Annotated in this window: 24 protein-coding genes; 9 read left to right on the plus strand and 15 right to left on the minus strand. The window is 59.1% G+C overall.

Features of this window, described 5'->3' with window-relative positions:
- Window positions 1–103: 103 nt before the first annotated feature.
- Window positions 104–1,285 (minus strand): acetyl-CoA C-acyltransferase, encoded by a 1,182-nt coding sequence (locus tag WD429_RS05655; protein ID WP_368421202.1) that lies wholly within the window; start codon window positions 1,283–1,285, stop codon window positions 104–106.
- Between the two features lie 62 nt (window positions 1,286–1,347).
- The gene (locus tag WD429_RS05660; RefSeq protein ID WP_368421203.1) at window positions 1,348–3,444 is read right to left on the minus strand and encodes a 3-hydroxyacyl-CoA dehydrogenase NAD-binding domain-containing protein; all 2,097 of its coding nucleotides are present in this window, start codon (window positions 3,442–3,444) and stop codon (window positions 1,348–1,350) included.
- Window positions 3,445–3,635: 191 nt separating this feature from the next.
- Here WD429_RS05660 and WD429_RS05665 point away from each other — a divergent pair, with 191 nt between their 5' ends.
- Window positions 3,636–4,256: a TetR/AcrR family transcriptional regulator gene (locus WD429_RS05665; protein ID WP_368421204.1), complete on the plus strand. Its 621-nt coding sequence runs from the start codon at window positions 3,636–3,638 to the stop codon at window positions 4,254–4,256.
- Window positions 4,246–4,791, plus strand: coding sequence for a hypothetical protein (locus tag WD429_RS05670; protein ID WP_368421233.1), 546 nt, complete (start codon window positions 4,246–4,248; stop codon window positions 4,789–4,791). The genes WD429_RS05665 and WD429_RS05670 overlap by 11 nt, the downstream gene beginning before the upstream one ends.
- Before the next feature lie 3 nt (window positions 4,792–4,794).
- Here WD429_RS05670 and WD429_RS05675 read toward each other — a convergent pair whose 3' ends face one another.
- Window positions 4,795–6,480, minus strand: a complete 1,686-nt coding sequence (locus WD429_RS05675) for a methyl-accepting chemotaxis protein (RefSeq protein WP_368421205.1) — start codon at window positions 6,478–6,480, stop codon at window positions 4,795–4,797.
- A gap of 200 nt (window positions 6,481–6,680) precedes the next feature.
- Here WD429_RS05675 and WD429_RS05680 point away from each other — a divergent pair, with 200 nt between their 5' ends.
- The 4 genes from WD429_RS05680 to WD429_RS05695 all read left to right on the plus strand — a co-directional run bounded on the left by WD429_RS05680 (window position 6,681) and on the right by WD429_RS05695 (window position 10,107).
- A complete protein-coding gene (locus tag WD429_RS05680) occupies window positions 6,681–7,304 on the plus strand; it encodes a MarC family protein (RefSeq protein ID WP_368421206.1) in 624 nt (207 codons plus the stop codon).
- 39 nt (window positions 7,305–7,343) lie between these two features.
- Window positions 7,344–7,901 carry a gamma-glutamylcyclotransferase gene (locus WD429_RS05685; RefSeq protein ID WP_368421207.1) on the plus strand — a complete coding sequence of 186 codons (558 nt, stop codon included), beginning with the start codon at window positions 7,344–7,346 and terminating at the stop codon, window positions 7,899–7,901.
- A 122-nt stretch (window positions 7,902–8,023) separates the two neighbouring features.
- Window positions 8,024–9,520, plus strand: coding sequence for a hypothetical protein (locus WD429_RS05690; protein WP_368421208.1), 1,497 nt, complete (start codon window positions 8,024–8,026; stop codon window positions 9,518–9,520).
- 167 nt (window positions 9,521–9,687) lie between these two features.
- A complete protein-coding gene (locus WD429_RS05695; protein WP_368421209.1) occupies window positions 9,688–10,107 on the plus strand; it encodes a hypothetical protein in 420 nt (139 codons plus the stop codon).
- On the opposite strand, the gene WD429_RS05700 is transcribed toward WD429_RS05695, so the two are convergent.
- Window positions 10,077–10,979, minus strand: a complete 903-nt coding sequence (locus WD429_RS05700; protein WP_368421210.1) for a DMT family transporter — start codon at window positions 10,977–10,979, stop codon at window positions 10,077–10,079. The genes WD429_RS05695 and WD429_RS05700 overlap by 31 nt on opposite strands.
- Window positions 10,980–11,119: 140 nt before the next feature.
- Between WD429_RS05700 and WD429_RS05705 the strand changes: the two genes are divergently transcribed.
- Window positions 11,120–12,076 carry a LysR substrate-binding domain-containing protein gene (locus tag WD429_RS05705; protein WP_368421211.1) on the plus strand — a complete coding sequence of 319 codons (957 nt, stop codon included), beginning with the start codon at window positions 11,120–11,122 and terminating at the stop codon, window positions 12,074–12,076.
- Between the two features lie 5 nt (window positions 12,077–12,081).
- Here the strand turns inward: WD429_RS05705 and WD429_RS05710 are convergent, their stop codons facing one another.
- The 10 genes from WD429_RS05710 to WD429_RS05755 form a co-directional block, all read right to left on the minus strand.
- Window positions 12,082–13,014, minus strand: a complete 933-nt coding sequence (locus WD429_RS05710) for a branched-chain amino acid ABC transporter permease (RefSeq protein ID WP_368421212.1) — start codon at window positions 13,012–13,014, stop codon at window positions 12,082–12,084.
- A 7-nt stretch (window positions 13,015–13,021) separates the two neighbouring features.
- Entirely contained in the window at window positions 13,022–13,918 is an 897-nt protein-coding gene (locus WD429_RS05715) for a branched-chain amino acid ABC transporter permease (RefSeq protein ID WP_368421213.1), read from the minus strand.
- Between the two features lie 38 nt (window positions 13,919–13,956).
- The gene (locus tag WD429_RS05720) at window positions 13,957–15,177 is read right to left on the minus strand and encodes an ABC transporter substrate-binding protein (RefSeq protein ID WP_368421214.1); all 1,221 of its coding nucleotides are present in this window, start codon (window positions 15,175–15,177) and stop codon (window positions 13,957–13,959) included.
- Between the two features lie 62 nt (window positions 15,178–15,239).
- Window positions 15,240–15,959, minus strand: a complete 720-nt coding sequence (locus WD429_RS05725) for an ABC transporter ATP-binding protein (protein ID WP_368421215.1) — start codon at window positions 15,957–15,959, stop codon at window positions 15,240–15,242.
- Window positions 15,949–16,722, minus strand: coding sequence for an ABC transporter ATP-binding protein (locus tag WD429_RS05730; RefSeq protein ID WP_368421216.1), 774 nt, complete (start codon window positions 16,720–16,722; stop codon window positions 15,949–15,951). The genes WD429_RS05725 and WD429_RS05730 overlap by 11 nt, the downstream gene beginning before the upstream one ends.
- A gap of 226 nt (window positions 16,723–16,948) precedes the next feature.
- The gene (locus WD429_RS05735; protein ID WP_368421217.1) at window positions 16,949–17,719 is read right to left on the minus strand and encodes an ABC transporter permease; all 771 of its coding nucleotides are present in this window, start codon (window positions 17,717–17,719) and stop codon (window positions 16,949–16,951) included.
- Between the two features lie 2 nt (window positions 17,720–17,721).
- Complete coding sequence (locus tag WD429_RS05740) at window positions 17,722–18,705, minus strand: ABC transporter substrate-binding protein (protein WP_368421218.1); 984 nt, start codon at window positions 18,703–18,705, stop codon at window positions 17,722–17,724.
- Entirely contained in the window at window positions 18,702–19,478 is a 777-nt protein-coding gene (locus WD429_RS05745) for an ABC transporter ATP-binding protein (protein WP_368421219.1), read from the minus strand. The genes WD429_RS05740 and WD429_RS05745 overlap by 4 nt, the downstream gene beginning before the upstream one ends.
- A 125-nt stretch (window positions 19,479–19,603) precedes the next feature.
- Complete coding sequence (locus WD429_RS05750) at window positions 19,604–22,111, minus strand: acyl-CoA dehydrogenase (protein WP_368421220.1); 2,508 nt, start codon at window positions 22,109–22,111, stop codon at window positions 19,604–19,606.
- Between the two features lie 95 nt (window positions 22,112–22,206).
- Window positions 22,207–23,094: an AEC family transporter gene (locus WD429_RS05755; protein WP_368421221.1), complete on the minus strand. Its 888-nt coding sequence runs from the start codon at window positions 23,092–23,094 to the stop codon at window positions 22,207–22,209.
- Between the two features lie 168 nt (window positions 23,095–23,262).
- On the opposite strand from WD429_RS05755, the gene WD429_RS05760 reads away from it, so the two are divergent.
- Together WD429_RS05760 and WD429_RS05765 are read left to right on the plus strand one after the other, a co-directional pair.
- On the plus strand, window positions 23,263–24,477 hold the full coding sequence (locus tag WD429_RS05760; protein ID WP_368421222.1) for a MalY/PatB family protein: 1,215 nt from the start codon (window positions 23,263–23,265) through the stop codon (window positions 24,475–24,477).
- A 174-nt stretch (window positions 24,478–24,651) separates the two neighbouring features.
- Window positions 24,652–25,260, plus strand: a complete 609-nt coding sequence (locus tag WD429_RS05765; RefSeq protein ID WP_368421223.1) for a PEP-CTERM sorting domain-containing protein — start codon at window positions 24,652–24,654, stop codon at window positions 25,258–25,260.
- Window positions 25,261–25,312: 52 nt separating this feature from the next.
- Here WD429_RS05765 and WD429_RS05770 read toward each other — a convergent pair whose 3' ends face one another.
- A complete protein-coding gene (locus tag WD429_RS05770) occupies window positions 25,313–26,251 on the minus strand; it encodes a DMT family transporter (protein WP_368421224.1) in 939 nt (312 codons plus the stop codon).
- Window positions 26,252–26,272: the final 21 nt, after the last annotated feature.

Consider the following 26,272-nt stretch of genomic DNA (forward strand, 5'->3'; position numbering starts at 1 on the left):
TGGATGGCGGAGCCCGAGCGTCACATGGATGTGCCGAAGGAGCGCGTTTTGGACACCTCTACCTGACAGGTGCCTTCCACCCAGGTTTCAGGCAACCAAAGCTTTAGGCAACCTCGAACAACCCGGCAGCACCCATACCAGTACCGACACACATAGTAACCACAACGTATTTGACGCCCCGGCGTTTGCCTTCGATGAGGGCATGGCCGACCAGGCGGGAACCGGTGGTGCCGTAGGGGTGACCGACGGCAATGGCACCGCCGTTGACGTTCAGGCGGTCCATGGGGATGCCGAGTTTACGCTGGCAATACAGGACCTGGACGGCGAAGGCTTCGTTGAGTTCCCACAGGCCGATGTCGTCGACGGTCAGGCCGGCGCGCTTGAGCAGCTTGGGCACCGCAAAGACCGGGCCTATGCCCATTTCGTCGGGCTCGCAGCCGGCAACGGCAAAGCCGCGGAAGATACCCAGCGGAGTGGCACCGCGCTGTTCGGCGATTTTGCTGTCCATCAGCACGCAGGCTGATGCGCCGTCGGAGAACTGGCTGGCGTTACCGGCAGTCACTACGCCGCCTTCCATGGCCGAGCGGATTTTGCTGACGCCTTCCAGGGTGGTGCCCGGGCGGATGCCCTCGTCCTGACTGACGATGACTTCCTGGCTGCTGAGCTGACCGGTGGCCTTGTCCGCAACGCCCATGGTGGTGGTAATGGGCACGATTTCGTTGTCGAACTTGCCGTCTTCACGGGCTTTGGCGGCCAGGTTCTGGCTGCGTACGCCGTATTCGTCCATGTCTTCTTTCTTGATGCCGTAGCGCTTGGCCACGGTTTCGGCGGTGTCCAGCATGGACCAGTACAGCTCCGGCTTGTTCTTGGCCAGCCAGGGTTCCATGAAGTAGTTCTGATTGACGTTCGCTTGCACGGTGGAGATGGATTCGACACCACCTGCCACCATCACGGGCACCCTGTCGACGGCAATGTGGTGGGCGGCCATGGCAATGGCCTGAAGGCCGGACGAGCAGAAGCGGTTGATGGTCGCGCCGCCGACGGTGACCGGCAGGCCCGCGCGAATCGCGCCCATGCGGGCCACATCGTTACCCGTGGAGCCCTCCGGCAAGGCGCAGCCCATCAGTACGTCTTCGATTTCGTTGGGGTCGACTTTGGAGCGCTCGACCGCGTGCTGGATGGCGTGGCCAGCCAGGGTGGCACCGTGGGTCATGTTCAGACCGCCGCGCCAGGATTTGGCCAGGGGCGTGCGGGCAGTGGATACGATGACAACATCATTAGACATAGTTAAATCTCCTGGGCTCGGAGCGCCTATTTGCAAGGCGCTCCGAAAAAATGAGTGACCGGTTATTTAGCGTCGAAACCCTTGCCTTCCTCAGCGCGTTTGGCGAGCAGAGCAGCTGGTTCCCAGAAGCCCGGTTGGGTGTGGCGGTCTTCGGTAAAGGCCTGCATGGCGCGCACCACGTTGGGCAGCCCGACTTCTTCGGCGTAGTGCATGGGGCCGCCGCGGAACACCGGGAAGCCGTAACCGGTCAGGTAGACCATGTCGATGTCGGAAGCGCGCTGGGCGATGCCTTCGTCCAGAATCTGCGCGCCTTCGTTCACCAGCGCATACACGCAACGCTCGACGATTTCCTGGTTGCTGATCTTGCGCGGGGTGATGCCCAGCTCGGCGCGGACTTCGTCCACCACCTTGTCCACTTCCGGATCCGGCAGGGCGTTGCGGTTGCCCGGCTCGTAGCGGTAGAAACCGGCACCGGTCTTCTGGCCATAGCGGCCCATTTCGCAGATGCGGTCGGCGACCACCATCTTCACCATGTCCGGATTTTCTTCGTACTGGCGCTTGCGGATGGCCCAGCCGATGTCGCCGCCGGCCAGGTCGGCCATGCGCAGCGGGCCCATGGCAAAGCCGAACTTCTCGATGGCCTTGTCGATCTGCTGCACGCTGGCACCTTCTTCCAGCATCAGCAGGGCTTCACGCTGGTACTGGTTGATCATGCGGTTGCCGATGAAGCCGTCGCAGACGCCGGAGACCACGGCGGTTTTCTTGATGGCTTTGGCCAGTTTCATGGCGGTGGCCAGCACGTCTTTCGCGGTTTTTTCACCGCGCACCACTTCCAGCAGCTTCATGATGTTGGCCGGGCTGAAGAAGTGCAGGCCGATCACGTCTTCCGGGCGTTTGGTGAAGCTGGCGATCTTGTTCAGGTCCAGGGTGGAGGTGTTGGAAGCCAGAATCGCGCCTGGTTTGCAGACTTCGTCCAGCTTTTCGAACACAGACTGCTTCACGCTCATTTCTTCGAATACCGCTTCGATCACCAGGTCCACATTGCTCAGATCGTCATAGCTGAGGGACGGGGTAAGCAGCGCCAGTTTGGCTTTCGCTTTGTCCTCGGTCATGCGGCCTTTCTTGACCTGGCTTTCGTAGATCTTCTGGATGGCGGCCACGCCCCGGTCCAGTCCTTCCTGCTTCATTTCCACAATCGTCACCGGAATACCGGCATTGAGGAAGTTGATGCTGATGCCAGTGCCCATGGTGCCGCCGCCGATCACGCCTACGGACTTGATGTCACGCACGGGGGTGTCGGAAGGCACATCGGCAATCTTGCTGGTCAGGCGCTCGGAGAAAAACGCGTGGCGCAGGGCGCGGGATTCCGGCGTCTGCATCAGGTTCACAAAGGCTTCGCGCTCGACTTGCATACCCTTGTCGAAGGGCATGGTGACGGCGGCTTTCACTGCGTCCACGCACTTCAGCGGGGCCGGATAGTTCTTGGCCATGGCACCCACGGTGTTGCCGGTGAACATGAAGAAGCCTTCCGGGTTCGGGTGCTTGGCTTTCAGGTCGCGCACTTTTTTCAGCGGCAGGTTGTCGCTGACGACTTTGGTGGCGTAGGCGATGGCCGCATCCAGCAGTTCGCCGTCAACAATCTCATCAAACAACGCGCTGCCCTTGAACTGCTTCGCGGGCACAACACTGCCGGAGACGATCATGTTCAGGGCGTGTTCGGCACCAATCACCCGGGGCAGGCGCTGGGTACCGCCGGCACCGGGCAGCAGGCCCAGTTTTACTTCCGGTAGCGCAATCTGCGCGTCCGGCTTGGCAATGCGGTAATTACAACCCAGGGCCAGCTCCAGGCCGCCACCCATGCAGGCACCGCTGATGGCGGCGATCACCGGCTTGCGGCTGCTTTCCACATAGTTGATCACGGTGTTCAGGTTGGGCTCGGTAGTGGCCTTGTCGGAGCCGAATTCGCTTATGTCGGCACCGCCGGAGAAGGCGCGGTCAGAACCAATCAGTACAACGGCTTTAACAGCATCGTCGGCTTCCGCTTTCTGAATGCCGTTTACAATTCCCCGGCGCAGTTCAAGGCCAAGGCCGTTGACCGGTGGATTGTTGAGTCGAATGACGGCAATGGCGCCGTGGAGGTCGTAATGGGCGGTACTCATTGGGCAGCTCCCTGATACTGGAATCGGGTTGATCGTTGGTATGAAGACATACGTTGAAATCTCCATACACTGGTGTATTGTATGGTCCATACACTAATGTATGTTTTGGGTAGGGTCAACGGTTTCAGATGTGCTGGCCCTGTTCATGTAGAATGCATCCGACACCGCCAGCAGCAGGATCCGACCAACGAATGACTGACGCCCGACCAACCAGTCGCCCCGGCCGCAAGGCGCCGGGAAAAGCCCAACTGACCCGCGATGACTGGCTGGATGCCGCCGCCGGGGAAGTGGCGGCGGGCGGTTTTGGCCACCTGCGGGTGCTGACGCTGTCGAAAAAACTGGGAGTTACCCGAGGCAGCTTCTACTGGCACTTCAAGGATCACGAAGATCTGGTGGTCAGCTTTCTCGACCGCTGGCGGGATCGGCGTCTGCATGAACTGCAGTACTGGAAACCCCAGGGTGGTGATGTGGAAACCGAACTGCGGCAAATCCTGGAACTGCTGCTCACGGACGCCTCCCGTAACATCCGCCGCCTGCAAGTGGAGCTGGCGGTGCGGGACTTTGCCCGCCGCAACGACTATGCGGCGGAGCTGGTGACCGAGGTGGACGAAGCCCGGATTAATCAGAACTGCGAACTCTATGAACGCTTGAGTAGTGACCCCCAGCGCATCCGGGATCTGTCGCTGCTGATGTATGTCGCGACCATCGGCTCCCAGGTGGTGCTCACCGGCAAGAAGGGCGACGCTGAAACCATCCGTCGGGTGGAAGACCTGATGGCACGGGTGGCGCTGGGGCAGCGTGATGACAGCTAGAGGGCTGGTCCTGCTGGTGCTTTGCCTATGCTCTGGTGCCGTCCACGCCGCTAACGATGATTGCATGGGCGGTGCCAAAACCGACATGGAAAAACTCTACTGCCAGGTGGTCAGTAAAGGACAGGGTGCGGGGCTGCCTTCACCCACGGACTTCAAACGCAATGACCCGCAGGTGCAGGCGTTGCTGCTGCGACGTCCCGCCGGGCGGCTCGGCCTGGAAGTGCCGGAAGGCGATCAGCCACAATACGGGCAACTGGCGGACTGTCGCCTGCAAGGTGAGCGCATTGCCTGTCCCCAACAGCGATATAACCTGGCGGCGAACCAGCCTAACAGCAAGCTGGAGAGTGGCGCTCTTGGCGAGCGCATGGAACGGACCTATTCACTGCTCAAGCAGGACAAGAAAACCCTGGCGGTGAAGGCCCGCTACCACAACCGGCTGCCGGACGACCTGTCCCTGTGCACGGTGATCAACCCGGACATTGTTGTCTGCGACAATGTGGGCACCAACTGGGTGTACGTCAGCGCCAACCGCTAGCCGTTACACCTTGAACTGCCCGACCAATAACCGCAGGTGCTCGCCCAGACGGGCCAGCTCCTGGCTGGCGTCGTTGGTCTGATCGACACCGGCACCGCTGTCACGAGCGGCATCAACGATACGCACGACGTTGGCGTTGATCTCTTCCGCCACCTGACTCTGCTGTTCGGCCCCGGTGGCAATCTGGGTGACCTGATCGTGGATATGCTCCACGGACCGTTCAATGGTCTGTAATGCCGATGAGGCATGGGTAATACGCTCTACGGTCTCGCTGGTAAGGTCACGGGACTTGTTCATGCGCTCCACGGCATTGCCCGACTCCTGAATGAAGCCGTCAATCATGGTGCGAATCTGATTGGCAGATTCACTGCTGCGTCTGGCGAGCTGGCGCACTTCATCGGCAACGACGGCAAATCCCCGCCCGTGTTCGCCGGCCCGTGCTGCTTCGATCGCCGCATTCAGCGCCAGCAGGTTGGTCTGATCAGTCACTTCGTGAATCACATCCAGAACCGACCGGATGTCGTTGGTGCGCTCAGACAGGGCGTTGATGGCGGTGGCACTGTCCTGAATGTGGGTGGACAGGGCGTCGACGGTCTGCTGGGAGGCGGTCATGGTCTGGCCGCCCTCTTTGGCCAGGCGATCGGCATCGGACCCGGCGGATTGAACCTCGTTGGCGTTTTTCGAGATCTGCTGAATCGTGGCCGCCATCTCAGTGATCGCCGAGGCAATCTGGTCGGTTTCCGAGCCCTGGGTCTGCACCGCGTTGCGGGTTTCCTGGGCAATCTGGCTCAGTTCTTCCGCCGCTGACGCCACCTGATTGGTGGTGTCGCCCACATCACGAATGGTGCCCTGAATTCTGGACACAAAATTATTGAACTGGTGCCCCAGTTCCGAGAGTTCGTCGGAGCCAGCTGCGGGAAGCCTTTGGGTCAGGTCCCCTTCGCCATTGGCGATTTCTTCCATGGTCCCGGTTACCTGGCGCATCGGGCGCGTCACCGTACGGCCAATGACCAGGCCGAAAGCGATGGCGATGGCAACCACTACGGCGGCAATGGCAAAGATGAAGCTCAGGGCAGCGGTGATGTTTTTATTAATGTCTTTCCGGGCGGACGCAACTGCCTCGTCGACGCTGGTAACATACACCCCGGTACCGATCACCCAGTTCCACTTATTCAGCGCCAGCGAATAGGAGATCTTCGGTTCCACTTCGCCGCTGGCGGGGTTCTTCCAGGTGTACTCGTGGTAGCCGCCACCGTTCTGGCCGGCGTCAAATAGCGAGCGCAGCAGCGCCTTGGATTCCGGTGTGCTGTTCTTGACGTAGCCTTCGGCTGAGGGCTTGGGGCGAAACGCCAGATTGTAGGAGTCGTGGGTGTAGGCAAAGATGTAGTTGTTATCACCGAAACCCATGGAGCGAATGATATCCCGAACCCGTAGCTTGGCTTCTTCTTCAGGAACCGAGCCATCGGAGTAGACTTCGTCAATGGCCGTGCGGGCAGACTGAACAATGTGCTTCAGGCCTTCCTTGTGGGACTCAATCAGGTTGGAGCGTAAGCGTTCCACTTCCTGTTCGCCGTTGCCTTGCATGAGATGCGCGGTCGCCCAGGCAATCACCACTGCTGAGGCAACCACTGGAAATACCGTTGCAATCAGCAATCGAGTCCGAATTTTCAGCCTGTTTAATGCGCCCATAGTTCCGCTCCACGAAATCTGTGTTCATTTTGAGTCGCGAGAATATCCGTAGGACAACAACAATTCGACTCCTTTTTGTAACCAGCGGGTAGTGGCTTTTTCGTTGCCATCGGGCGGGCGGCGTAGGTCCACTTCCGTACGGCAAAAAAGCCGTTGGCAAGCTATGCTTATGTCCTTTCACAGACTTTGGGTTTTCTTGAATGCTCGACACGTTTTTTGCCACTTATCTCAGTAGCACCGTTCGTTTTCTGTTCCTGCTTGCGCCGTTTTTTGTGGTGACCATGTTTCTGGCGCTCACCCGTGGCCTGCCGGGTCCGGAGAAGGCATCCATCATTCGCCGGGCCTGTGTGTCTGCCTTTGTGCTGGGGCTTGTGCTGTTCTTTGCCGGCCCTCTGCTGTTCAGCGCAGTCGGCATCACCCTGAATTCCTTCCGCATCGGTGCCGGCAGCCTGCTGTTCCTGACCGCCATCAGCCTGGTGACCAGCGGTACGCGCAACCACGCCACTAGCCTGCCCGAGGAAGATCGGGATGACGTCGCCGTGGTCCCGCTGGCTATTCCGGTGATGATCGGGCCGGCCACGATCGGTGCCATTCTGGTTTATGGCGCGGAACTGAAGGCCGTTCCGGAAGTGGCTGGCGGGCTGCTTGGCCTGGTGTCGGGCCTGCTGATTCTGGCGATATTGCTGCGGTTATCGGGTTACCTTGAACAAGTTCTGGGTAAAACCGGGCTGAATATTCTTTCGAAGATCAGCGGGCTGATTCTGTCGGCCATGGCCGCTGAAATTGTACTTACCGGTATTGCGGGTTTTATGGCGTCAACCTAGAGTACAAACCGGTTTGTGTTATCCCTTCAGGAGGCCTTTATGGCTGCGAATACCATTGAACTGAACCGCAGTCGTTATAACTTTGATGGCGTGGAATCGATCTGGCTGTTCGGCTACGGCTCGCTAATCTATAAAGTGGATTTCCCGTTTCTGGAACAGCGCCCGGCGCGGATTGATGGCTGGGTCCGGCGGTTCTGGCAGGGCTCTCATGACCACCGGGGCACGGCCGAGGCACCGGGGCGGGTAGTTACCCTGGTTGAACAGCCCGGTGCCTGCTGCCGGGGAATGGCTTACCGCATATCACCCACGGTTTTCGAGCATCTGGATGAGCGGGAGAAGAATGGTTATCTGCGTTTCAGCACGACGCTGACGTTTTATGATGCGTCGCAGACAGAGGGGCTGGTCTACATTGCCACGGAAGACAACGAGGCTTTTCTCGGTCATGCGCCGGAGGCGGACATCGCTCGCCAGATCGCTTCAGCACAGGGCCCTAGCGGCCTCAACGCAGAGTATCTCGTTCAGCTTGCCGAGGCATTGCGTGACCTGGGTGACAATGATCAGCATGTGTTTTCCCTTGAACGGTTATTGACTACCTGATGGAACTGCCAATGCGTCCGAATTTTTGCTCCTAGTACCCAAAACGGGGTATGCGCCCACGATCGGCGGCTGCTAGTTTTGTGGCTGGTGGCATGGTGCCGGTCAGTCAGAGGGGCAGTTTGATGAACAACAAGGGTGGAAGAGTCAACTACGGCAGACGGTCATGGCGTTTTGCGGTGCTGATGGCGGTCACGTTGGTATTCGCCGGTTGTGGCGGATCTGATGGAGAGTCGTCCAGCGGCTCCGGGCAGAATGTGAGCTTTCCCGGCAGCCTGGTGGGTGAGCGGATTGAATTCACCGTAACCGATGCCAAAACCGCGAACAGTGTGGCTGAGGGATTAGTCATTGTTTACGATTTCTCATCAGACGGCCGTGTCCAGGGCACCAACCCGGAAACCGGTCGGGTGCTGGAGCCCACCCGTTATGAGTACAGCGCGAGCGGCAACAACGCCGTGATCACGCTGTTCTACGACGACGAGTTCGGAACCCGTTTCGAGGAATATCAGCTTCAGGGCAAAGAGAACATTCTCTCCGGGACCTATGATTACGAAGCCGTAGTGACGTCGCCGCCCGATGCCACTGGCGGTGGTGCCGCATCTGGGACTTACGTTATTGTGCCGCCGAACAACGCCTCCTTCTATGAGGCTAAGAATGCGTCGGCGCTGTCGGAGGATGCGGAATCGATTCTCCAGAAGATGACCCGTCGGAACGATATTGCGAACGTGAGTATGACCGGTCAACGTGATGCGTACGTAGCGGTAGACGCCAATGGTGCGTTGTTCGCCGATACCAGCCTGAAAGAGCGCCGGGTTGTCAGGGATGACATGCTCCAGCCCGAGGAAACGGTAACCTTGCCGTATCCCCCGGAAGGAACCTTTTCAGAAACTGCTTTGGATAGTGCGGGCGTGCCAACAGCAACGGCGTTGGCTGGCGACGGTCGATACTGGTTCTGGAGCGGCGACGCGAATTATGACCCCCGAATTGATCCGACTCTGCCATCGCCAGTGCACTCCATTATAAAGGGCACCGGGGGAGGGATGGTGATCGCGGGCGCGGATCGCAGGCCTTATTACGCCTGCCTCACACCGGATTCCGGATGTGCTTCAGCGGCTCAGGACGAGCTTGATGCTCTCGGAATCGAGGATGTGGGCCTGGCCGCCGTAGTTGGCCGATCCCTCTTTTACACTGACACGGTTAATCGTGCATTGCGGGTGGCTGATCTGGATCCGGGCTCATCGGGAACCCTTGTCCCGATCCCTCCAGGGCTCGATCCGATTGCACAACTTGCAGTTGGCCGGTTCCCGTTTGTTGTTGCCATTACCATCAACGGCAAAGTTGTCGCGTGGGATTACGATGGTGGTTACCTTGATGTTCCCGCTGAAGCACAGTCCAACGCGATGGATATATCCGCTGGTATTAATCCTGCTTCGGGGCCGGACGTGCGGAAATACGATGTTGCGATGGTGCGCGAGGACGGAATTGGCGTCGTCTGGACATACAACTGGAACGATCAATCCGTCGAGGATGTCAGAATGCCTGAAGAGGGCAGCAACTCAAAAGGGGTGGTTGTGACGCCGTATCCTGGCCACATTCTGTTCCTCAAGAAATCCGACGGCTGATGTGATTCGGCGTTTGTCAGCTCAGGTCGGGTCTGCGTAAAAGAAATGCAAAGCCCGGTCTGATGACCTGACACGCCGCTCCCGATCCGTATCCTGAAATCAGGACGCGTATTCCGACTACCCGGAACACGCCGCACCTGAGACCTGACAGGATCCGGAGAATTATCATGAAACGCTTTCTGATTAGTAGCTGTATCGTTGGTTTACTATTGGCCACCCCACCCGCGATGGCGGATTCCCTGCGTGGGCAAGGCTACTCGCCCGGAGTGCAGATACAGGTGGAGCGAGGCAAGATGGTTCCGCCGGGGCACCAGAAGAAGTTTCTGTCTGCCAGGCATCGGGATCACGGCTATTCCCGGGATCATCGGCGGGACAGGCACTGGAACAAGCGCCATCACAAGCAGCACGGTTATAAGGACCGCCACGGCTTTCATGACCGCCGTGATTACCGTGGCGGGCATCGCCAGAAGTACCGTTCCGGGTACCACCGCACTTACAAAGGCTACGATGGCCGTATCTCGCATGAGGAAAGGTTCACGCGGATTATTCGCGATACTCAAGTGCTGATCGACGCTTCCCGGCGCTGAGTGGCTGGGTTGAATCCCCTGGCCGGCGTGCTGCGCCGGTGTTTGAGACCGATCAAGACCAATGGCACCACGATCATTGTGCTGCCGGCCAGGAACCACAGGTCCGGCACTTCGCCAAACCAGATCCAGCCGATGCCAACGGCCCAGATCAGCCCGGTGTATTCGGCGCTGGTGACCTGGTTGGCGTCTACCTGCTTGTAGGCCAGTAACACGGTGATGTTGTATCCCAGTATGAACAGGGCTGACCCCAGAGCGCTGATGAGAATTGAACTGTCCCAGTTGGCTCCTTCCCAGATTGTCAGGGCGGTTGCGGCCGGGAGGATCAGCAGGTAGTTGAGCAACAGTTTGTGGACGGTGGATTGCTCTTTCGGCAGTTGGCGCACCATGACGGCGTTGATGGCCAGGGCAAAGGCGGAGGCCAGTGCCGCAACGGCGGCCCAGTTGAATTCCATGGGGCGCAGGATGACGACGATGCCGGTAAAGCCGCTGAATACGGCGAATACGCTCAGTGGTGTCAGTTTTTCCCGGAACAGGAAGACGGAGAGCACCATCACCAGGATCGGGGCCGCGTAAAAGATGGCGTTGGCGGTGGCCAGGGGCAGGTTGCCCAGTGCCACGACCATGCATACGATGCCGGCCAGGTGGATGTGAGCCCGTACGGTGTGGATTTTGGCACCGGCGAACAGGGCTTTGCGGTTCACTTGGCCGGCCAGCGGCAGCAACAGCAGCAGGGTGATCACGCAACGCAGGAAGGCGAATTGGAAGATCGGGGCACCGGGCTCCAGAAGCTTGATAAAGACGTCTGAAATCAGTGCCATGGCGTTGCCGATCACCAGCAGAAGGATGGCGCTGTTTACGGTTTTTCCTGACATATGTTCACCTCACAGTATCCGGTCTCCCGCTTGGGAGCTCTCGCCCTGCGTACTCTCCTCGAGTCTCGTGTTGGCATTCTAGAGGTGTGCTACTATCCGATAAAATGATCTTTAGACACCAATCATTAGAAAATTAGATAATGAAGCTACCACCGCTGAAATCCCTTCCCGTTTTCGAGGCCGTCGCCCGCCTGAACAGCTTTTCGTTGGCGGCGGCAGAACTGGCCGTCAGCCAGAGCGCCATCAGCCATCAGATCAAGCAGCTGGAAACCTATCTGGGGGAAACCCTGTTTAACCGCACCGGGCGCACGCTGGCGCTGACGGAAGAGGGCCGTCAGTACCTGGAGGCGGTCAGTTCCGCGCTGTTGCAGATTGAGCGTGCCAGTGAGCAGTTGCTGGGTCATGAGGAATCGCGGTTGCGGTTGTCGGTGTTCAGTTCGTTTGCGGTGCGTTGGCTGGCGCCGCGGTTGCCGGAGTTGCAGCGTAGCCATCCGCAGGTGGAGTTGTCGTTGGAGATGAGCAGTGAGAACCCGGTGTTGTCGGATCGGGTGGCGGACTGCTTTATCACCATCAAACCGGATTCGCCGGCGTTCAGTTACGAGTTGCTGTACAAGGAGCGGCTGTTTCCGGTGTGTAGTCAGGATTTCTGGCAGCGGATTCGCCGGGAGCTGGCGCTGGATGAGGTGAGCGGCGATCCTGCTTCGGTGGCGTTAACGCCGGAGCAGGTGGCGCGGTTTCCGCTGTTGTCTACCCACAGTATTTATGACAAGCAGGGGGGTGACTGGGAGGCGTGGTATCACGAAGCGGCTCTGAAGCTGCCTGCGTCGAGTCGGTTGCTGCATTCCAGCCATATGCTGTTGTCGCTGGAGGCGGCGCGGTTTCATCAGGGCATCGCGCTGACCAACGACTACATGCTCAGTACCCGCAAGGATTCCGAGGATTTCGTGAGGCTGCCCTGTCACTTTGTGATCACCGGGGACCGCTTCTACTTTGCCTGGAAAACCAGCCGCCGGCGGGAGCGGGGGATTCAGTTGCTCCGGCGCTGGCTGGTGTCGCAGGCCGTGGAGGGCGGCCTGCGGGCTGAGGATGAGGCGTAAGCCGTTCAGGCTTTGGTGTCCTCTTTTTTGCGGGCGAGGCGGTGTTGGATTTCACCAATAACGCCGCGCCGAAAGGTCATCACGCACACCACGAAGATGACGCCGAGGATAACCTGCACCCAGGAGCCGAACGAGGACAGTTCGTGGCTCAGTGCTCCGACGGTGATGGCCCCAAGCACTGGGCCGAAGATGGTGCCCAGGCCTCCCACCAGGGTCATCAGGATCACTTCCCCGGAGGTTTGCCAGTGTGCGCTGGTGAGTGACGCGAACTCGAAGATGATGGCTTTGGTGGCCCCGGCCATGCCGGCCAGGGTGGCGGATATAACGAAGGCCATCAGTTTGAAATGGTCCACATCGTAGCCGAGTGACAGGGCGCGGGATTCGTTTTCGCGGATGGCCTGCAGCACTTCTCCGAACGGGGAGTGGATGGCGCGGTAGATGATGCCGAAACCCACCAGGAAGATGGCGAACACCAAATAGTACATGGCCAGATCGTTGTTGAGGTCGATAAACCCGAACAGCTCGCCCCGTGGTATGCGCTGCAGGCCGTTTTCACCGCCGGTGAACGGCATCTGCAGGGCAAGGAAGTAGATGATCTGGGCCAGCGCGAGGGTGACCATGGCAAAGTAGATGCCTTGGCGGCGAATGGCCAGGAGGCCGAACAGCGTGCCCATGATCAGGGCAAAGCCGGTCCCCGTCAGTACCCCGATGAGGGGACCGAAGCCCCATTCTTTGGTGACCCAGCCGGTGATGTAGGCTGCGCCACCAAAGAACGCGGCATGGCCAAAGCTGAGCAGGCCGGCATAGCCAAGCAGAAGGTTGAAAGCGCAGGCAAACAGCGCAAAGCACAGCAGGTCCATGATAAACACGGGGTAAGCGTAAAGCGGTGCCGTCAGGCCGGCGATGAGCATCACGATGAACATTATGCGATTGGACATGGGCGGCTCACTTCTCCTTACCGAACAGACCGGCCGGGCGGAATAACAGCACCAGAACCATCAGAAAGAAAATCACGGTGTTGGCGGCCGGCGGGTAGAAGACTTTGGTCATGCCTTCGACCAGTCCGAGAGCGAGCCCGGACAGGATTGCTCCCATGATGGAGCCCATTCCTCCGATGACCACTACGGCGAACACGACGATGATCAGGTCTGCGCCCATCAGCGGGCTGACCGAGTAGATCGGAGCGGCCAATACGCCGGCCAGGCCAGCCAGGCCAGCACCAAAGGCAAAAGTCAGTGTGACCATCAGTGGGACGTTGAGCCCGAAGGCCTGGGTCAGGTCAGGGTTTTCAACGCCGGCCCGCAGGCGGGAACCGAGTTTGGTGTGTTCGATGAAAAACCAGGTCGCGAAGCACACCACCAGCGAGAACACGATGGCAAACAGACGGTAGGTGGGGAAGTACATGAAACCCAGATTCACCACTCCGCTGAGGATGTCCGGCTGGCCCGGGTAAGGGGTGCCGGAGACGTTGAAATAGTTGGCGAACAGCCCCTGCAGGATCAATGTGATCCCGAAGGTGAGCAGCAGGCCGTAAATATGGTCGAGATCATAGAGGCGCTTGAGCATGGTGCGCTCGATGATCACGCCCAGCAGACCGACGAGAATGGGAGCCACAATCAGTGACGCCCAAAAACCGATCTGCAGGCTGATTCCAAACCACTGCTCCAGAAAGGAGTAGCCGATCAGTGCAATAAAGGCACCCAGCATGTACATGGCACCGTGGGCAAAGTTGATGATATTCAGCAACCCGAATATCACCGCAAGCCCCAGGCTCAACATGGCGTAGAACACGCCCACATTAAGCCCGAGCAGTGCCTGGGACAGAATGACCTGTATCGACACGTTGGCAATCCCCCTGAAGCAGTGGTAACTCGTTGTGGTTAGTTGTTAACCAGGTTGCACGTGGTATCTTCCATTGAGATATAGGCCTGATCCGCCGGTATCTTGGAGACCACTTTCAGCAGGTCCCATTCTTCACTGGCTTCTTCGGGCTTTTTGACCTCAACGAGATACATGTCGTGCAGCATGGAGCCGTTGGCGGCAATCTTTCCGTTCTTCACGAACATGTCGTTCAGGGTCATGTTGCCCAGGGCTTCCCGCACGGCGTCGCTGTCATCGGTGCCGGTTTCATCAACCGCTTTCAGGTAATTGGAAACGGCGGAATAGACCCCGGCCTGCACCATGGTGGGCATGGCCCCGTGACGGTCATAGAAACGGCGTGACCATTCCTCGGCTTCGTCATTCTGGTTCCACACGAATGCGGTGGTGAATTGCAGGCCCTGGGCGATGTCCTGGCCCATGCTGTGCACGTCCGAGATGAACACCAGCATGCCGGCCAGTTTCTGTCCACCCTGCACGATGCGGAACTGGTTGGCCTGTTTGATGGCGTTGACCGTATCCTGACCCGCGTTGGCCAGACCAATGACGTCCGCCCCGGAGGACTGTGCCTGAATCAGGTAGGACGAGAAGTCATTGGTGGACAGCGGTGCTTCTACATCGCCAACCACTTCGCCGCCAAGGCTTTCGACCACTGCGGAGGTGTTGTCTCTCAACGAGTGGCCAAAGGCGTAGTCCGCCGTGATAAAGAACCACTTCTTGCCGCCATTTTTCACCATCGCGGTGGCGGTACCGACCGGCAGCGCGTGGGTGTCGTAGACATAATGGATGCCATAGGGCGTGCACTGATCTTCAGTCAGTGCGGTGGTGCCGGCACCGGTGTTGAGGGTGATCACTTTGCGGTCAGACGCCAGGCCCTGAACCGACAGCGCGACTGAGGAATTGTCCAGGGCGGTGATCATGTCGACATTGCCGTCATCGATCCATTCCCGGGCGGTGCTGGCACCGATGTCGGGCTTGTTCTGGTGATCGGCTGACACAATCTCAATGGACTTGCCCAACACCTTACCCCCGAAATCTTCCACAGCCATTTCGGCGGCAATGACGGCCCCGGGACCTTCCAGGGCCTTGTACACCCCGGACATATCGCTCAGCACCCCGATCTTGACCATGTCGTCCGACAGGTCGGCGCTGGCGGCCAGCGGCATTGCGAGACTGGCGGCGGCGATTGCGCCGGCCAGGCCATTCGTCATTTGCTTGAACATAGCGGTATTCCTCTTCTTATTAGAGTTCTGGGTCCGCGGTGGTGCACCGGTCGGGCCCGGTATCAGACACTCAGGTGCCTGTTCAACTGCTCTTTTTTGGCCTCGAGATCGGCTGCGTCAATCTGTTCCACTACCTTGCCGTGTTCGATCACGTAATGCCGGTCGGCCAGGGGGGCTGCAAAGTGAAAATTCTGTTCCACCAGAATGATGGTGTAGCCCCGCTCGCGAAGCATGCGAATGACGTCCCCCAGGGACTTCAGGATGACCGGGGCCAGGCCTTCCGTAATTTCATCCAGCAGTAGCAGGCTGGCACCGGTGCGCAGAATGCGGGCGATGGCAAGCATCTGTTGCTCACCACCCGAGAGCTTCGAGCCCTGGCTTTTGCGACGCTCCTTGAGGTTGGGGAACATCTGGTAAATGTCATCGATGGACATGCCACCGTCGGCCACTTGCGGTGGCAACGTCAGGTTCTCATCCACGTTCAGTGACGCGTAGATGCCCCGCTCCTCCGGGCAATAACCCAGTTTGCCGACATGGGCGATACGGTGGGTGGGCATGTTGATCAGTTCGGTGCCATGCACCTTGATGGACCCGGTGCGCTTGCTGACCAGCCCGAGAATGGCCTTGAGCGTAGTGGTGCGGCCCGAACCATTGCGCCCGAGAAGCGTGATGACCTCGCCTTCGTGCAGGCTCAGGTTCAGACCGTGGAGAATGTGGGATTCGCCATACCAGGCGTGGAGGTTTTCTATTGTCAGCAGTTCCGGGTGTTTGTCAGGCTGCATCGGTGGTCCCCATGTAGGCTTCCATCACCTCAGGGTTGGTGGATACGGTGTCGTAATCCCCTTCTGCAAGGATCTCGCCACGGCTCAAAACGGTGATCCGGTCAGCAAGCGACGACACCACATTCAGGTTGTGCTCCACCATGACGATGGTGCGTCCTTCCACGACCCGACGGATCAGGTCGGTCACCGTGCCCACATCTTCAGAACTCATGCCCTGGGTGGGTTCGTCCAGTAACATCAGCCGCGGCTTGAGCGCGATGGTGGTGGCAATTTCCAGCGCCCGTTTCTGGCCATAGGGCAATTCCACCGCCTTGATGTCGCCAAAGGCCTGCAACCCCACCTGTTCCAGAGCCGCCTGAGCCTCCTCATTGAGCTGATCGAGAATCTTTTTGGGGCGCCAGAAATGGTAAGACACACCGAGTTTGCGCTGCAGCGCAATGCGCACATTTTCACGGCAGGAAAGGTGAGGAAACACCGCTGAAATCTGGAACGAGCGCACCAGTCCGTGCTGGGCGATGCCGGCTGGCCGCGAATGCGTGATGTCCCGACCGTTGTAAATGATCTGGCCGGCGCTGGGCTTGAGGAACTTGGTCAGCAGGTTGAAAAACGTGGTTTTGCCCGCGCCGTTGGGACCGATGATGGCATGAATGGAGCCGGTTTTGACTTGCAGATTGATATCTTTTACGGCGGTAAAGCCCTTGAAATCCTTGGTCAGATTCCGGGTTTCAAGAATGATCTCAGACTGCTTTGCCTGCTCGCTCACGGAAAGACACCCCTTTCAGGTTCAGGCAGGTACGAATGACCGCCGGATTATTATTGTTTGTTATCTGGAGCTGTTTCGGGAAAGGTCGCCGATACTGCCGAATGAACTCGACATTCAGTAATAGTTGGCGAATCAGGAATCTGTCAAGCTAGGCCAGATAAAGAAAAGGGAGGCTCAATGGCCTCCCCTGTCACTATCGATCGTCACTACGGATCATTATTCGGCATTACAAATACTGGTAGCGCAACAAGCGGTGCTTGATGCGCTCAAGAATCACCTGGTCGATGACCGCAGCCAGCACGGCGATGACCAGAATATTGGTCATTACACCCGTCATGTCGGCGATTTCACCGGAGTAGGCGAGAGATTTCCCCAGCCCGGCACTGAAGCCGACGATCATCTCTGCGGAGATCAGTGCCCGCCAGGCGTTACCAAACGCCAGTTGGGCCCCGGTAATCAACTCCGGGGTCACCGCCGGGAAGTACACCCGCTTCAGCATCTGAAGTTTCGAGGCCCCCATCACTCGTGCGGCGGAAATATGCACTTTCTCCACGCTTTCCGTGGCGTTCATCACGCTCAGGGCGGTGGGGAAGAAAGCACCAATGGCCACCACCACGATGATTGGCAGGTTACCGAAGCCCATCAGAATCAGGAACAAAGGAACCCAGGCGATGGACGGGATTGACTGCAGAATGATGATTGCCGCCTTGAGAGTACTGCGAACCGCATCCAGCGTGCCGCCCACCAGCCCCAGCACAATGCCGAAGAGCAGCGCCGCGCCATAGCCGACGCCGAGACGGCTCATGCTGTTGCCGAGGCCTTGGTAAAACTCAGCGCTGTTGAGCTCTTCCCACAAGCGCTGGAGCGCAACGTGCACATCCGGCATCAGGAAGTCGGGCAGGAACCACGCCGCCACCTGCCAGAAAAACAGGATAACGGCGATGGCGAAAACGTAGGCGCGCTTGCTGGCGACGCCGGTGGCTTGGGTGCGACTCATGCTTACAGCTCACGGGCCTCTTGCCAGGACAGGTCAAGCAGCGCGTCCACGTCAAACTCTTCGCCTGCTGGGAGAATGCCCTGCTCCTGCATGATGCCGGCCAGCTCTTTCATGCGCGCAATGTCGTCTTCGGTGAGCTTGGCGCTGAAGTCGTTGGTCTGGATGGCATCGGCGATCACTTTTTCAGAGGAGACCTCGCCCTGGTTCAGGGATTTCACCACGGATTCCTTGATAAAGTAATCGGTGATCAGCGGCGCAGCTTCGGCAGGCGCGTTCGCCAGCATTGCGATGGCGTCCCGCTGCGCATCAAGTGCTGCCCAGAGCGCGTCTTTGCGTTTTTCCAGAGTTTCGCCGGAGGTGATCACCACCATGCAGGGGAACGGCCAGACCTCACCAATCTCGTAGATTTCTTTCACCGGTGCGACCAGCTTGGCAATGCTGGCGTAGGGCTCGAACAGGAAAGCGGCTTCAACACGCCCGCCCACCAGCGACTGAATGGCCACTGAAGGCGCTACGCCCATGATGTTCAAGTCCGTCGGTTTCAGGCCGGACTCGGCCAGGGTGACGCCCTTCAATACGATATCGGCGGTGCTGCCCTGCTTCTGGGAGGCGAGGTTTTTGCCTTTCAGGCCGGCGATGTCGTCGATGCCGGCGTCATCGCGGACCAGCATGGCGTGATAACCACGCTGCGCGCCGCCAACGATCTTGAGGTCTGCTCCGCGCGAGGCCCAGGTGAAGGCATTGGAGAAACCCAGAACACCGATATCCAGTTGCCCACCGACGATGCCCTTGATCAGGTCGGTGCCGGAGCTGAACTCGATCAGTTCAGCGTCCAGGCCATACTTTTTATACAACTCGGCTTCATAGGCGAGCATCGCCTGGGCGTCATCCATAACCCGGACATAACCTACCCGGAATTCTTCTGCGGCCCAGGAGGGGGTGGCCAGGGCAAGGGCGAGTACAGCGGTGACAATCCAGCGAATCATGAGGTTTCTCCTTCCGCAGTAGAAGCCTGCGTTGTGGTGGTTTCGGTATCAATGCCCAACAGGTTGAGAACGTCCCGGCGGATATCGGCGAACGCAGTCAGGTCATGGGTTTTGGGAATGTGGCCCAGGGTGATTTCTTTGAGAACCACCGCCGGACGATGGCTAAAGATCAGCACCCGGTCAGCCAGGTACAGGGCTTCATCCACATCGTGGGTGACCAGCACAACCGTTGGCCGTTCTTCAGCAATCAGATCTTTGAGCACGCTTTGCAGAGTCATGCGGGTCAGTGCGTCGAGGGCACCGAAGGGCTCGTCGAGCAGCAACACCTGGGGGCGGGCGATGAAAGCCCGGGCCAGGGCACAGCGTTGGCGCATGCCACCCGATACCTGGTGGGGATAGTAATCTTCGAAGCCATCCAGCTTCACCCGCGCGAGCCACTTGCGGGCCTCCGTGAGGGATGATTGCCGTGGCTTATTCTGGAATTCCAGCGCCAGGGCGACGTTGTCGATCAGCGTCATCCAGGGATAGAGCGCGTGCTCCTGGAACACCAGGGTGCGTTCCGGAGAAGGCGTGGCGACGGACTGACCCTCGGCAGTGAGCGTGCCGGTAGAGGGCTGCTGTAACCCCGCCAGCATGTGCAGAAGAGTGGATTTGCCGCAACCGGACGGACCGACCAGTGCAACGATCTCACCGGTGCTGATGGTGCTGTCGAACTGCTCGATGACGTTGAGGTCACCAAACGACTTGGTGACCTCTCTGAACTGGAGTTCCATATAGCCTGCCGGAATATAGATATATTCATAAAGGAAATATTAATCCCTTATTTTATAACCGGCAGCCTGTTCATAAAAAGTGCATTCTGCAGATTTTCGGGCCCAACCCCCCCGGTGGGCGAGGATCAGTCCTCGTCCCGGGGTGGACGTTCCACCACCTTACGCTTGCCTTTGGCAGCGCGCGCCAGTGCTTTCAGACCCTCGCCCTCGAAGGCGTCCACTCGAATGACATCGTAAAGCGCTTCCAGTGCCTCCAGGAGTTTATCGCACTCATCCTCCTTGATGACGCCCTGCTCGCAAGCCCAGTCCACCAGTTCCTTGCGTTGGTGGCCCATCAACAGGGCGATACCGTCGAGCTCGTCTTCATCGCGGTTGCGAATGGCTTCATGCAATCGGTTGCGCATTTCCGCCGTTTCATTGGCCAGCCGGTAGGCATTGAGCACACGGCCCAGTGGGTCGTCCGGATCGGTGTTGATGTAGGCACCTCGGCTGACGCGCTGCCTTACCGGGGTATCCTTGACGATGGTGTCTGCTACGCGGGCACCCAGGGTGTCACTGGGGCCGTTCAGGCCAGTGGCCCCCAGCGGGAATACCAACAGCCGCAATGGCCAGCGCAGCGCCGGCACGGGGAAGTTGATGATGGCTTCGCGCATGGAGCCCTGCAGATCCCGCAGGCAGGTTTTCAGGCACCATTCCACCAACGGTCGCTGATCGTCCGGGTAGCCTTCTTCGTGCCATTGCTTGATCACAGCCGTGGCGTAATACAGTTGCACCAGGCAATCCGCCATACGGCCGGACAATCGTTGACGGGCTTTGAGGCCGCCACCGACGGTGAGCAGGGTGACATCCGTCATTAACGCGAAGGCGGCGGAGAAGCGGGCCAACTGGCGGTAACTGGATTGGATATCGCCCTGGCGGGGCACCGGTTCGAGCCAGCCACGGGTCAGCCCCAGCACAAGTGCGCGCAGGGCATTGCGGGTGGTGTGGGCAATGTGGCGGTAAAAGACGCCATCGAATTTCCTGGCGGCCTTGTCTTCATCCTCCATGCCGGCGGCTTCGATTTCTTCCACGATGAAAGGGTGGCAGCGAATCGAGCCCTGGCCGAAAATCATCAGGCTGCGGGTCAGTATGTTGGCCCCTTCCACAGTGATACCGATAGGCACGGCCTGATACGCGCGGGCCATGAAGTTACGCGGGCCGGTAATCACGCCACGGCCAGCGACCACGTCCATGGCGTGGTTGATCACCTCTCGCATCAGGTCGGTGTTGCGGTACTTCAGCACCGCCGAAGGCACTGACGGGCGCACGCCCCGGTCGAGCATGCCAGAGGTCAGCAACCGCGCGGCATCCATCATGTAGGTGTAGCCGGCGATCGGTTCCAAAGCCTCCTGAACACCTTCGAACTGGCTGATGGAGCGGCCGAACTGCTCCCGGGTCAGGGCGTAGGAGCCAGTGGCCAGGCTGGCGACTTTGCCGGCACCGGTGCCCAGCGCGGGCAGCGAAATCGAGCGACCAATCGACAGGCATTCCAGCAACATGGTCCAGCCCTTGCCGAGCATGTCCTGGCCGCCGATCACCTGTTCCATGGGGATGAACACTTCGTTGCCCCAGGTGGGACCGTTCATGAAGACTGTGTTCATCGGCAGGTGCCGGGCACCGGCGTTGACGCCCTCGGTTTCCCGGGGTACCAGCACGCAGGTGACACCGACATTGTCCTGCTCACCCAGCAGTTTGTCAGGATCGTACACCTTGATGGCCAGGCCAATCAGGGTGGCGACCGGTGCCAGGGTGATGTAGCGCTTGTTCCAGGTGACTTTCAGGCCCAGCACTTCCTTGCCGTTCCATTGGCCCTTGCAAACAATGCCCTTGTCGGGAATGGCACCGGCATCCGAGCCCGCAATCGGGGAGGTCAGGGCAAAGCAGGGAATCTCCTCGCCACCGGCTAGCCGCGGCAGGTAATGGTGCTTCTGCTCGGCGGTACCGTAGTGCATCAGCAGCTCGCCGGGGCCGAGGGAGTTGGGCACCATGACGGTGACGGCAGCGGAGACGCTGCGGGTGGAGATTTTCATCACGATTTCAGAGTGGGCGGTGTTGGAAAAACCGAGGCCGCCGTCTTCCTTGGGGATCACCAGGCCGAAAAAGCCCTTCTCGCGGATGAACTTCCATACCTTTTCGGGCAGATCGAAGTCTTCATGGGTGATTTTCCAGTCGTCCAGCATGGCGCAGAGCTTTTCCACCGGGCCATCGAGGAAGGCCTGTTCTTCGCTTGTCAGGTGGGCGGGCTTGGCGTCGAGCAGCTTCGACCACTGCGGCTGGCCGGAAAACAACTCGCCGTCCCAGTCGACAGAGCCGGATTTCAGTGCTTCGGATTCGGTTTCGGAGAGTTTGGGCAAGCGGTTGCGAACCCATCCCAGCAGCGGTCGGCTGAGCTTGTCGAGGCGAAGGTCGCCGGGGAAAACCAGCAGTAGCGCCAGCGCCAGTAGGCCGCCGCCGAACAGCAGGCTCAGCAGGTGCCAGTCATCCTGGAAGAAGCCGGCGATGGTGGCAATGATCATCACCGCCGCGGCCGATTTTCCGCCAATACCGAGATAAATCAGAACCAATGCACTGATTAAAAGGAGCAGAACGCTCATGGGCAGACCTCCATATCACAATGAAATCAACCAGATTTACCCTTAACCATCGGTCAAAGCCTGGTCAGTTGCAAGGGGCAAGTACTCGCCAGTGATCAGACATAACCGGCGGCAAACGCCAGGCCGAGCACGATGGGCATCACGATCAGGCTACCCAGATTGCTGATCAGTACCAGTGATGCCACCTTGTGGGGTTCCTGATTGTACTGCTCGGCAACCATATAATTCAGAACGGCCGGGGGCAGGGCGGCGAACACCCACAACGACGCCACCTGCAGCCCTGGCAGCTCCAGCAGGGCAATCATCGGCCAGGCCAGAATCAGCCCGGAAGCCGGGCAGGCAACGGCCCCCAACATGCCCAGTTTCCAGTCACGGAAATCCACATCGAGCATGCGCACACCCAGTGCGAACAGCATCAGGGGTATGCAGACACCGCCAAGCATGTCCATGGACTCCAGCAGCCAGTCCGGTACCGGCACGCCACCAAGGTTCACCGCCAACCCGGCGATACTGGCAAACACGATGGGAATCCGCAGCCGCTGAACGATGGACGTGCGGGGGTCCAGCATGTAAAGGCCGACGGAGAAATGCAGCAGCATTTCCACAATGAACAGCACAATGGCGGCCGGCAGGGCGGCGTCTCCGAACGCCAGCACCAGGATCGGGATGCCCATGTTGCCCGAATTGTTGAACATCATCGGCGGCAGGAAGGTTTTCAGGTTCAGCTTCAGCGCCCGGGCCAACGGGTAGAGAATAATGCCCGAACCGAGCACCACCACGGTGGCGGCCAGTGCCAGGCTGGCGTAGTCCTGTAACGGAGCCTGCTGGTCGGCGAGAACGGCGAACACCAACAGGGGCACAAAAAGGTCCATGTTGAGCTTATTCAGGCCCTGAATATCCGGCGTGTGGAAGCGGCCATAGAGGGCACCACAACCGGCAATCAGAAACACCGGTAACATCGTGGACAGGATCTGGCCAATCATTTGCAAACTCCGACGGATTCTTTATATCAGCAGGCAGATAGAAACCGTTAGGTTCGCAAGTATTGGCGGTAACGGGCAAGCGAAACCGTCGTGTGTTCGACCAAAGCGTTAGATCTGAACCGGGTTGTGCCGCCCCTTGGTTGCAGGATTCCGTGCACCTGACACAAAATGGCGAACACCCAAACCAGACCGGAGCACCTTGTGGCCATCGAATTCGACGCCCTCTTTAGTCGTGAACACACCTGTTCGGTAAAGTACGATGCCCGCGGGGCCGTCTTCGGGCGGGACGACGTGATGCCGCTGTGGGTGGCCGATATGGATTTTGCCGCGCCTGCGGCGGTCACCCGAGCCTTGGAGGAACGTGCCCGTCATCCGGTTTATGGTTATACCCTGTTCCCGGACAGCCTGTACCAGGCGATGACAGACTGGTTTTCTGATCGCCACGGCTGGCAGATCGATCGGGATTCGGTTTTGATGGCACCGGGCGTGGTGCCCTCGCTTCATGCCGCCTCCATGGCCTTTGCTGAGGCCGGCGAGGGCGTCATCATTCAGCCGCCGGTCTATCCGCCATTTTACAGCGCGGTTGAGCGCACCGGCCGTTCGGTGATCGAGAATCCGCTGGTGTTGAGCCACGGCCGTTACCACATGGACATGGCGCACCTGGAAGAATGCGCGGCGCGCAAGGACGCCCGGGTTCTGGCGCTGTGTTCCCCCCACAACCCGGTCGGCCGGGTCTGGTCGGAAAATGAATTGCGGCAGGTGCTGGCGATTGCCCGACGGTATCAACTGGTGGTGATCTCTGACGAAATCCACTGCGACCTGATATACCCCGACAAACCGGCCCATCGGATACTGGCGACGCTGGCCGGCCCCGACGATGCGCTGGTGACGGCGGTGGCCCCCAGCAAAACCTTCAACATGCCGGGGCTGGGGCTGTCTGCCCTGATCGTTCCGGACCCCGCTCACCGCCGCCGCCTGAAAGACGTTTTTGACTCCCTTCACATGGGCCAGTGCAACCCGTTCAGCATTGCCGGTTTTGAAGCCGGATACCGGGAAGGCGGCCCCTGGCTGGACGAACTGCTGGGCTACCTGCGGGACAACCGCGATTTCGTCGGTGACTTCCTGCGCCAAAGGCTGCCGGAGATCGGGATGGTTGAGCCAGAAGGCACCTACCTACTTTGGCTGAATTGCCAGTCGCTGGCCCTGACGGACCCCGACCTGAAACGTTTTTTCGTAAAGGAGGCCGGTGTCGGGATGAATCCCGGGGTCACTTTTGGCGGGGGTGGGCACGGCTTTATGCGGATGAACATTGGGTGCCCAAGGTCGCTATTGAACGATGCCCTGGAACGCATGGAACACGCGGTGATTGCCCGCTTTCGATGATGCCCCACCGAGGGTACGTCTGTCAGATTAATTTACATCTGGCGTTTCAGCTAGCGCGTTTTATTTTTTCATCTGTTTGTTTTTTAATCATAAAGGCTGAAGCGGTACACGGAATGCAGTTGTCCAAGGGTAATACTCACCAAGCGGAATACGGGGAAACCCAGGGAGGCAAGCATGCCAAGAATTACACTGGCCACGTTGGTGGCAGTCGCTTTATCCTTTCCAACGCTGGCAAGTGCAGCGCTGATTAATGCCAGCTATCAGGTCAATCTGAACGGCTCCGATCCGGGGTTGGTGGTTCACTCCGCGGATATAGCGGACAACCCGTTCTCATTCGATCTGGATGCGGGAGAGAGTGAGTACTTCACACTCTTCAAGATCTGGACCAACGAGTCATCCGTCAATCACGATGATCAGTCCGCTCAGAATATTTCCGTTGACTTCGACTTCACCTCACCGGGCCCTGTTTCAGGTTCCGTTGGTGGCGAAACCGCGGGCGCAAGCAGTGTTTGGGGGTTTTTCCAGTTCGGCAAGCTGACCTGGGGCGATCCACTGAACCTGGCATTCGGTGACGGTGGTATGATGAGAGTCACTCTCGAGGATACCATTTTCAACCAGGGTTATCTTTGGGGAACCGCGCCTGGCGAGAAATACGGTGCCAAGGTCAAGGCCAAGATCAAGCTGATCTCCGAAGCGGCCGAGGTTCCCGAGCCGGGTACTCTGGCACTGCTGGGACTGGGTCTGCTGGGCCTGGGTGTAAGAGCCCGCCGCCGCACTGCCTGATTTCCCGTTCCGAAGTAACGCAAAGCCCGGGCTGAGTCCCGGGCTTTGTCGTTTATCCTCGCGGCTTTTCTGTGTTTTCGGGGCCGGGTTTGCCCGTGCGGGTGGCGAGAAACAGTCCGGCAAGAATCAGTAGCCCGCCAACGACATGGAACAGCCCAAGGCGCTCGTCGAGAAACACCCCCGCCAGAACAGACGCAAACACCGGGGTCAGATACATAAACAGGGCTGCCCGTGCCGGGCCCACCCGGTGCACGCCGTGATTCCAGAATGCGTACGCGAGAATGCCGGGGAAGAACGCGAAGTACAGCAATGGCATTACCGTCGCGCGGCTGACGTCGAACCCGCCTTTGAATACCAGCAGCTCAACCAGATAGAACGGCAGGATCACCAGCGTGCCGAGGGCAATCTGCGTGGTCAGGAACGTCAGCGCCGGCAAAGGCACAGCCTGGCGTCTGAGCAGGACGGAAAACAGACCCCAACTGAACACCGCAGCCACCATGATCAGATCGCCAGGTTGCGCCTGCAATTCCAGTAGCACCGAGAGGTCACCCCGGGCCACCACGGTGAGGATACCCAGAACGGCAAGCGTGATGCCCAGTGCCTGAACAGGCCGCGTCCGGTCTCCCAGCAGAAGCCAGGCCAGCAGTGCGATAAAAATCGGAATAGTGGCGTTAATCAGCGCGATATTGGTGGCGCTGGTGGTGAGGGCGGCGTAGTACAGCAGCGAGTTGAACGCGGCGACGCTGAACGTAGCCAGTGCGATCATCGAACCCAGGTATTGCCGGATAACCTGGCGGTGACGCACGATGCCAGGCAGTCCAAACGGCAGCAGAACCGCCAACGCAATCACCCACCGCCAGAACGACATCGACAACGGTGGCATGTTAGCCACCGCGCCTTTGGCGACAACCGCGTTACCGGCCCAGAATAACGGTGTGAGGATCAGCCCAGCGTAGGCCAGCCACAGCGACTTGGGAAATTGAACAGACACCGCCGGCTCCTTTAGCGCAAA

It is taken from the genome of Marinobacter sp. (assembly GCF_040904845.1).
Taxonomy (GTDB): Bacteria; Pseudomonadota; Gammaproteobacteria; order Pseudomonadales; family Oleiphilaceae; genus Marinobacter.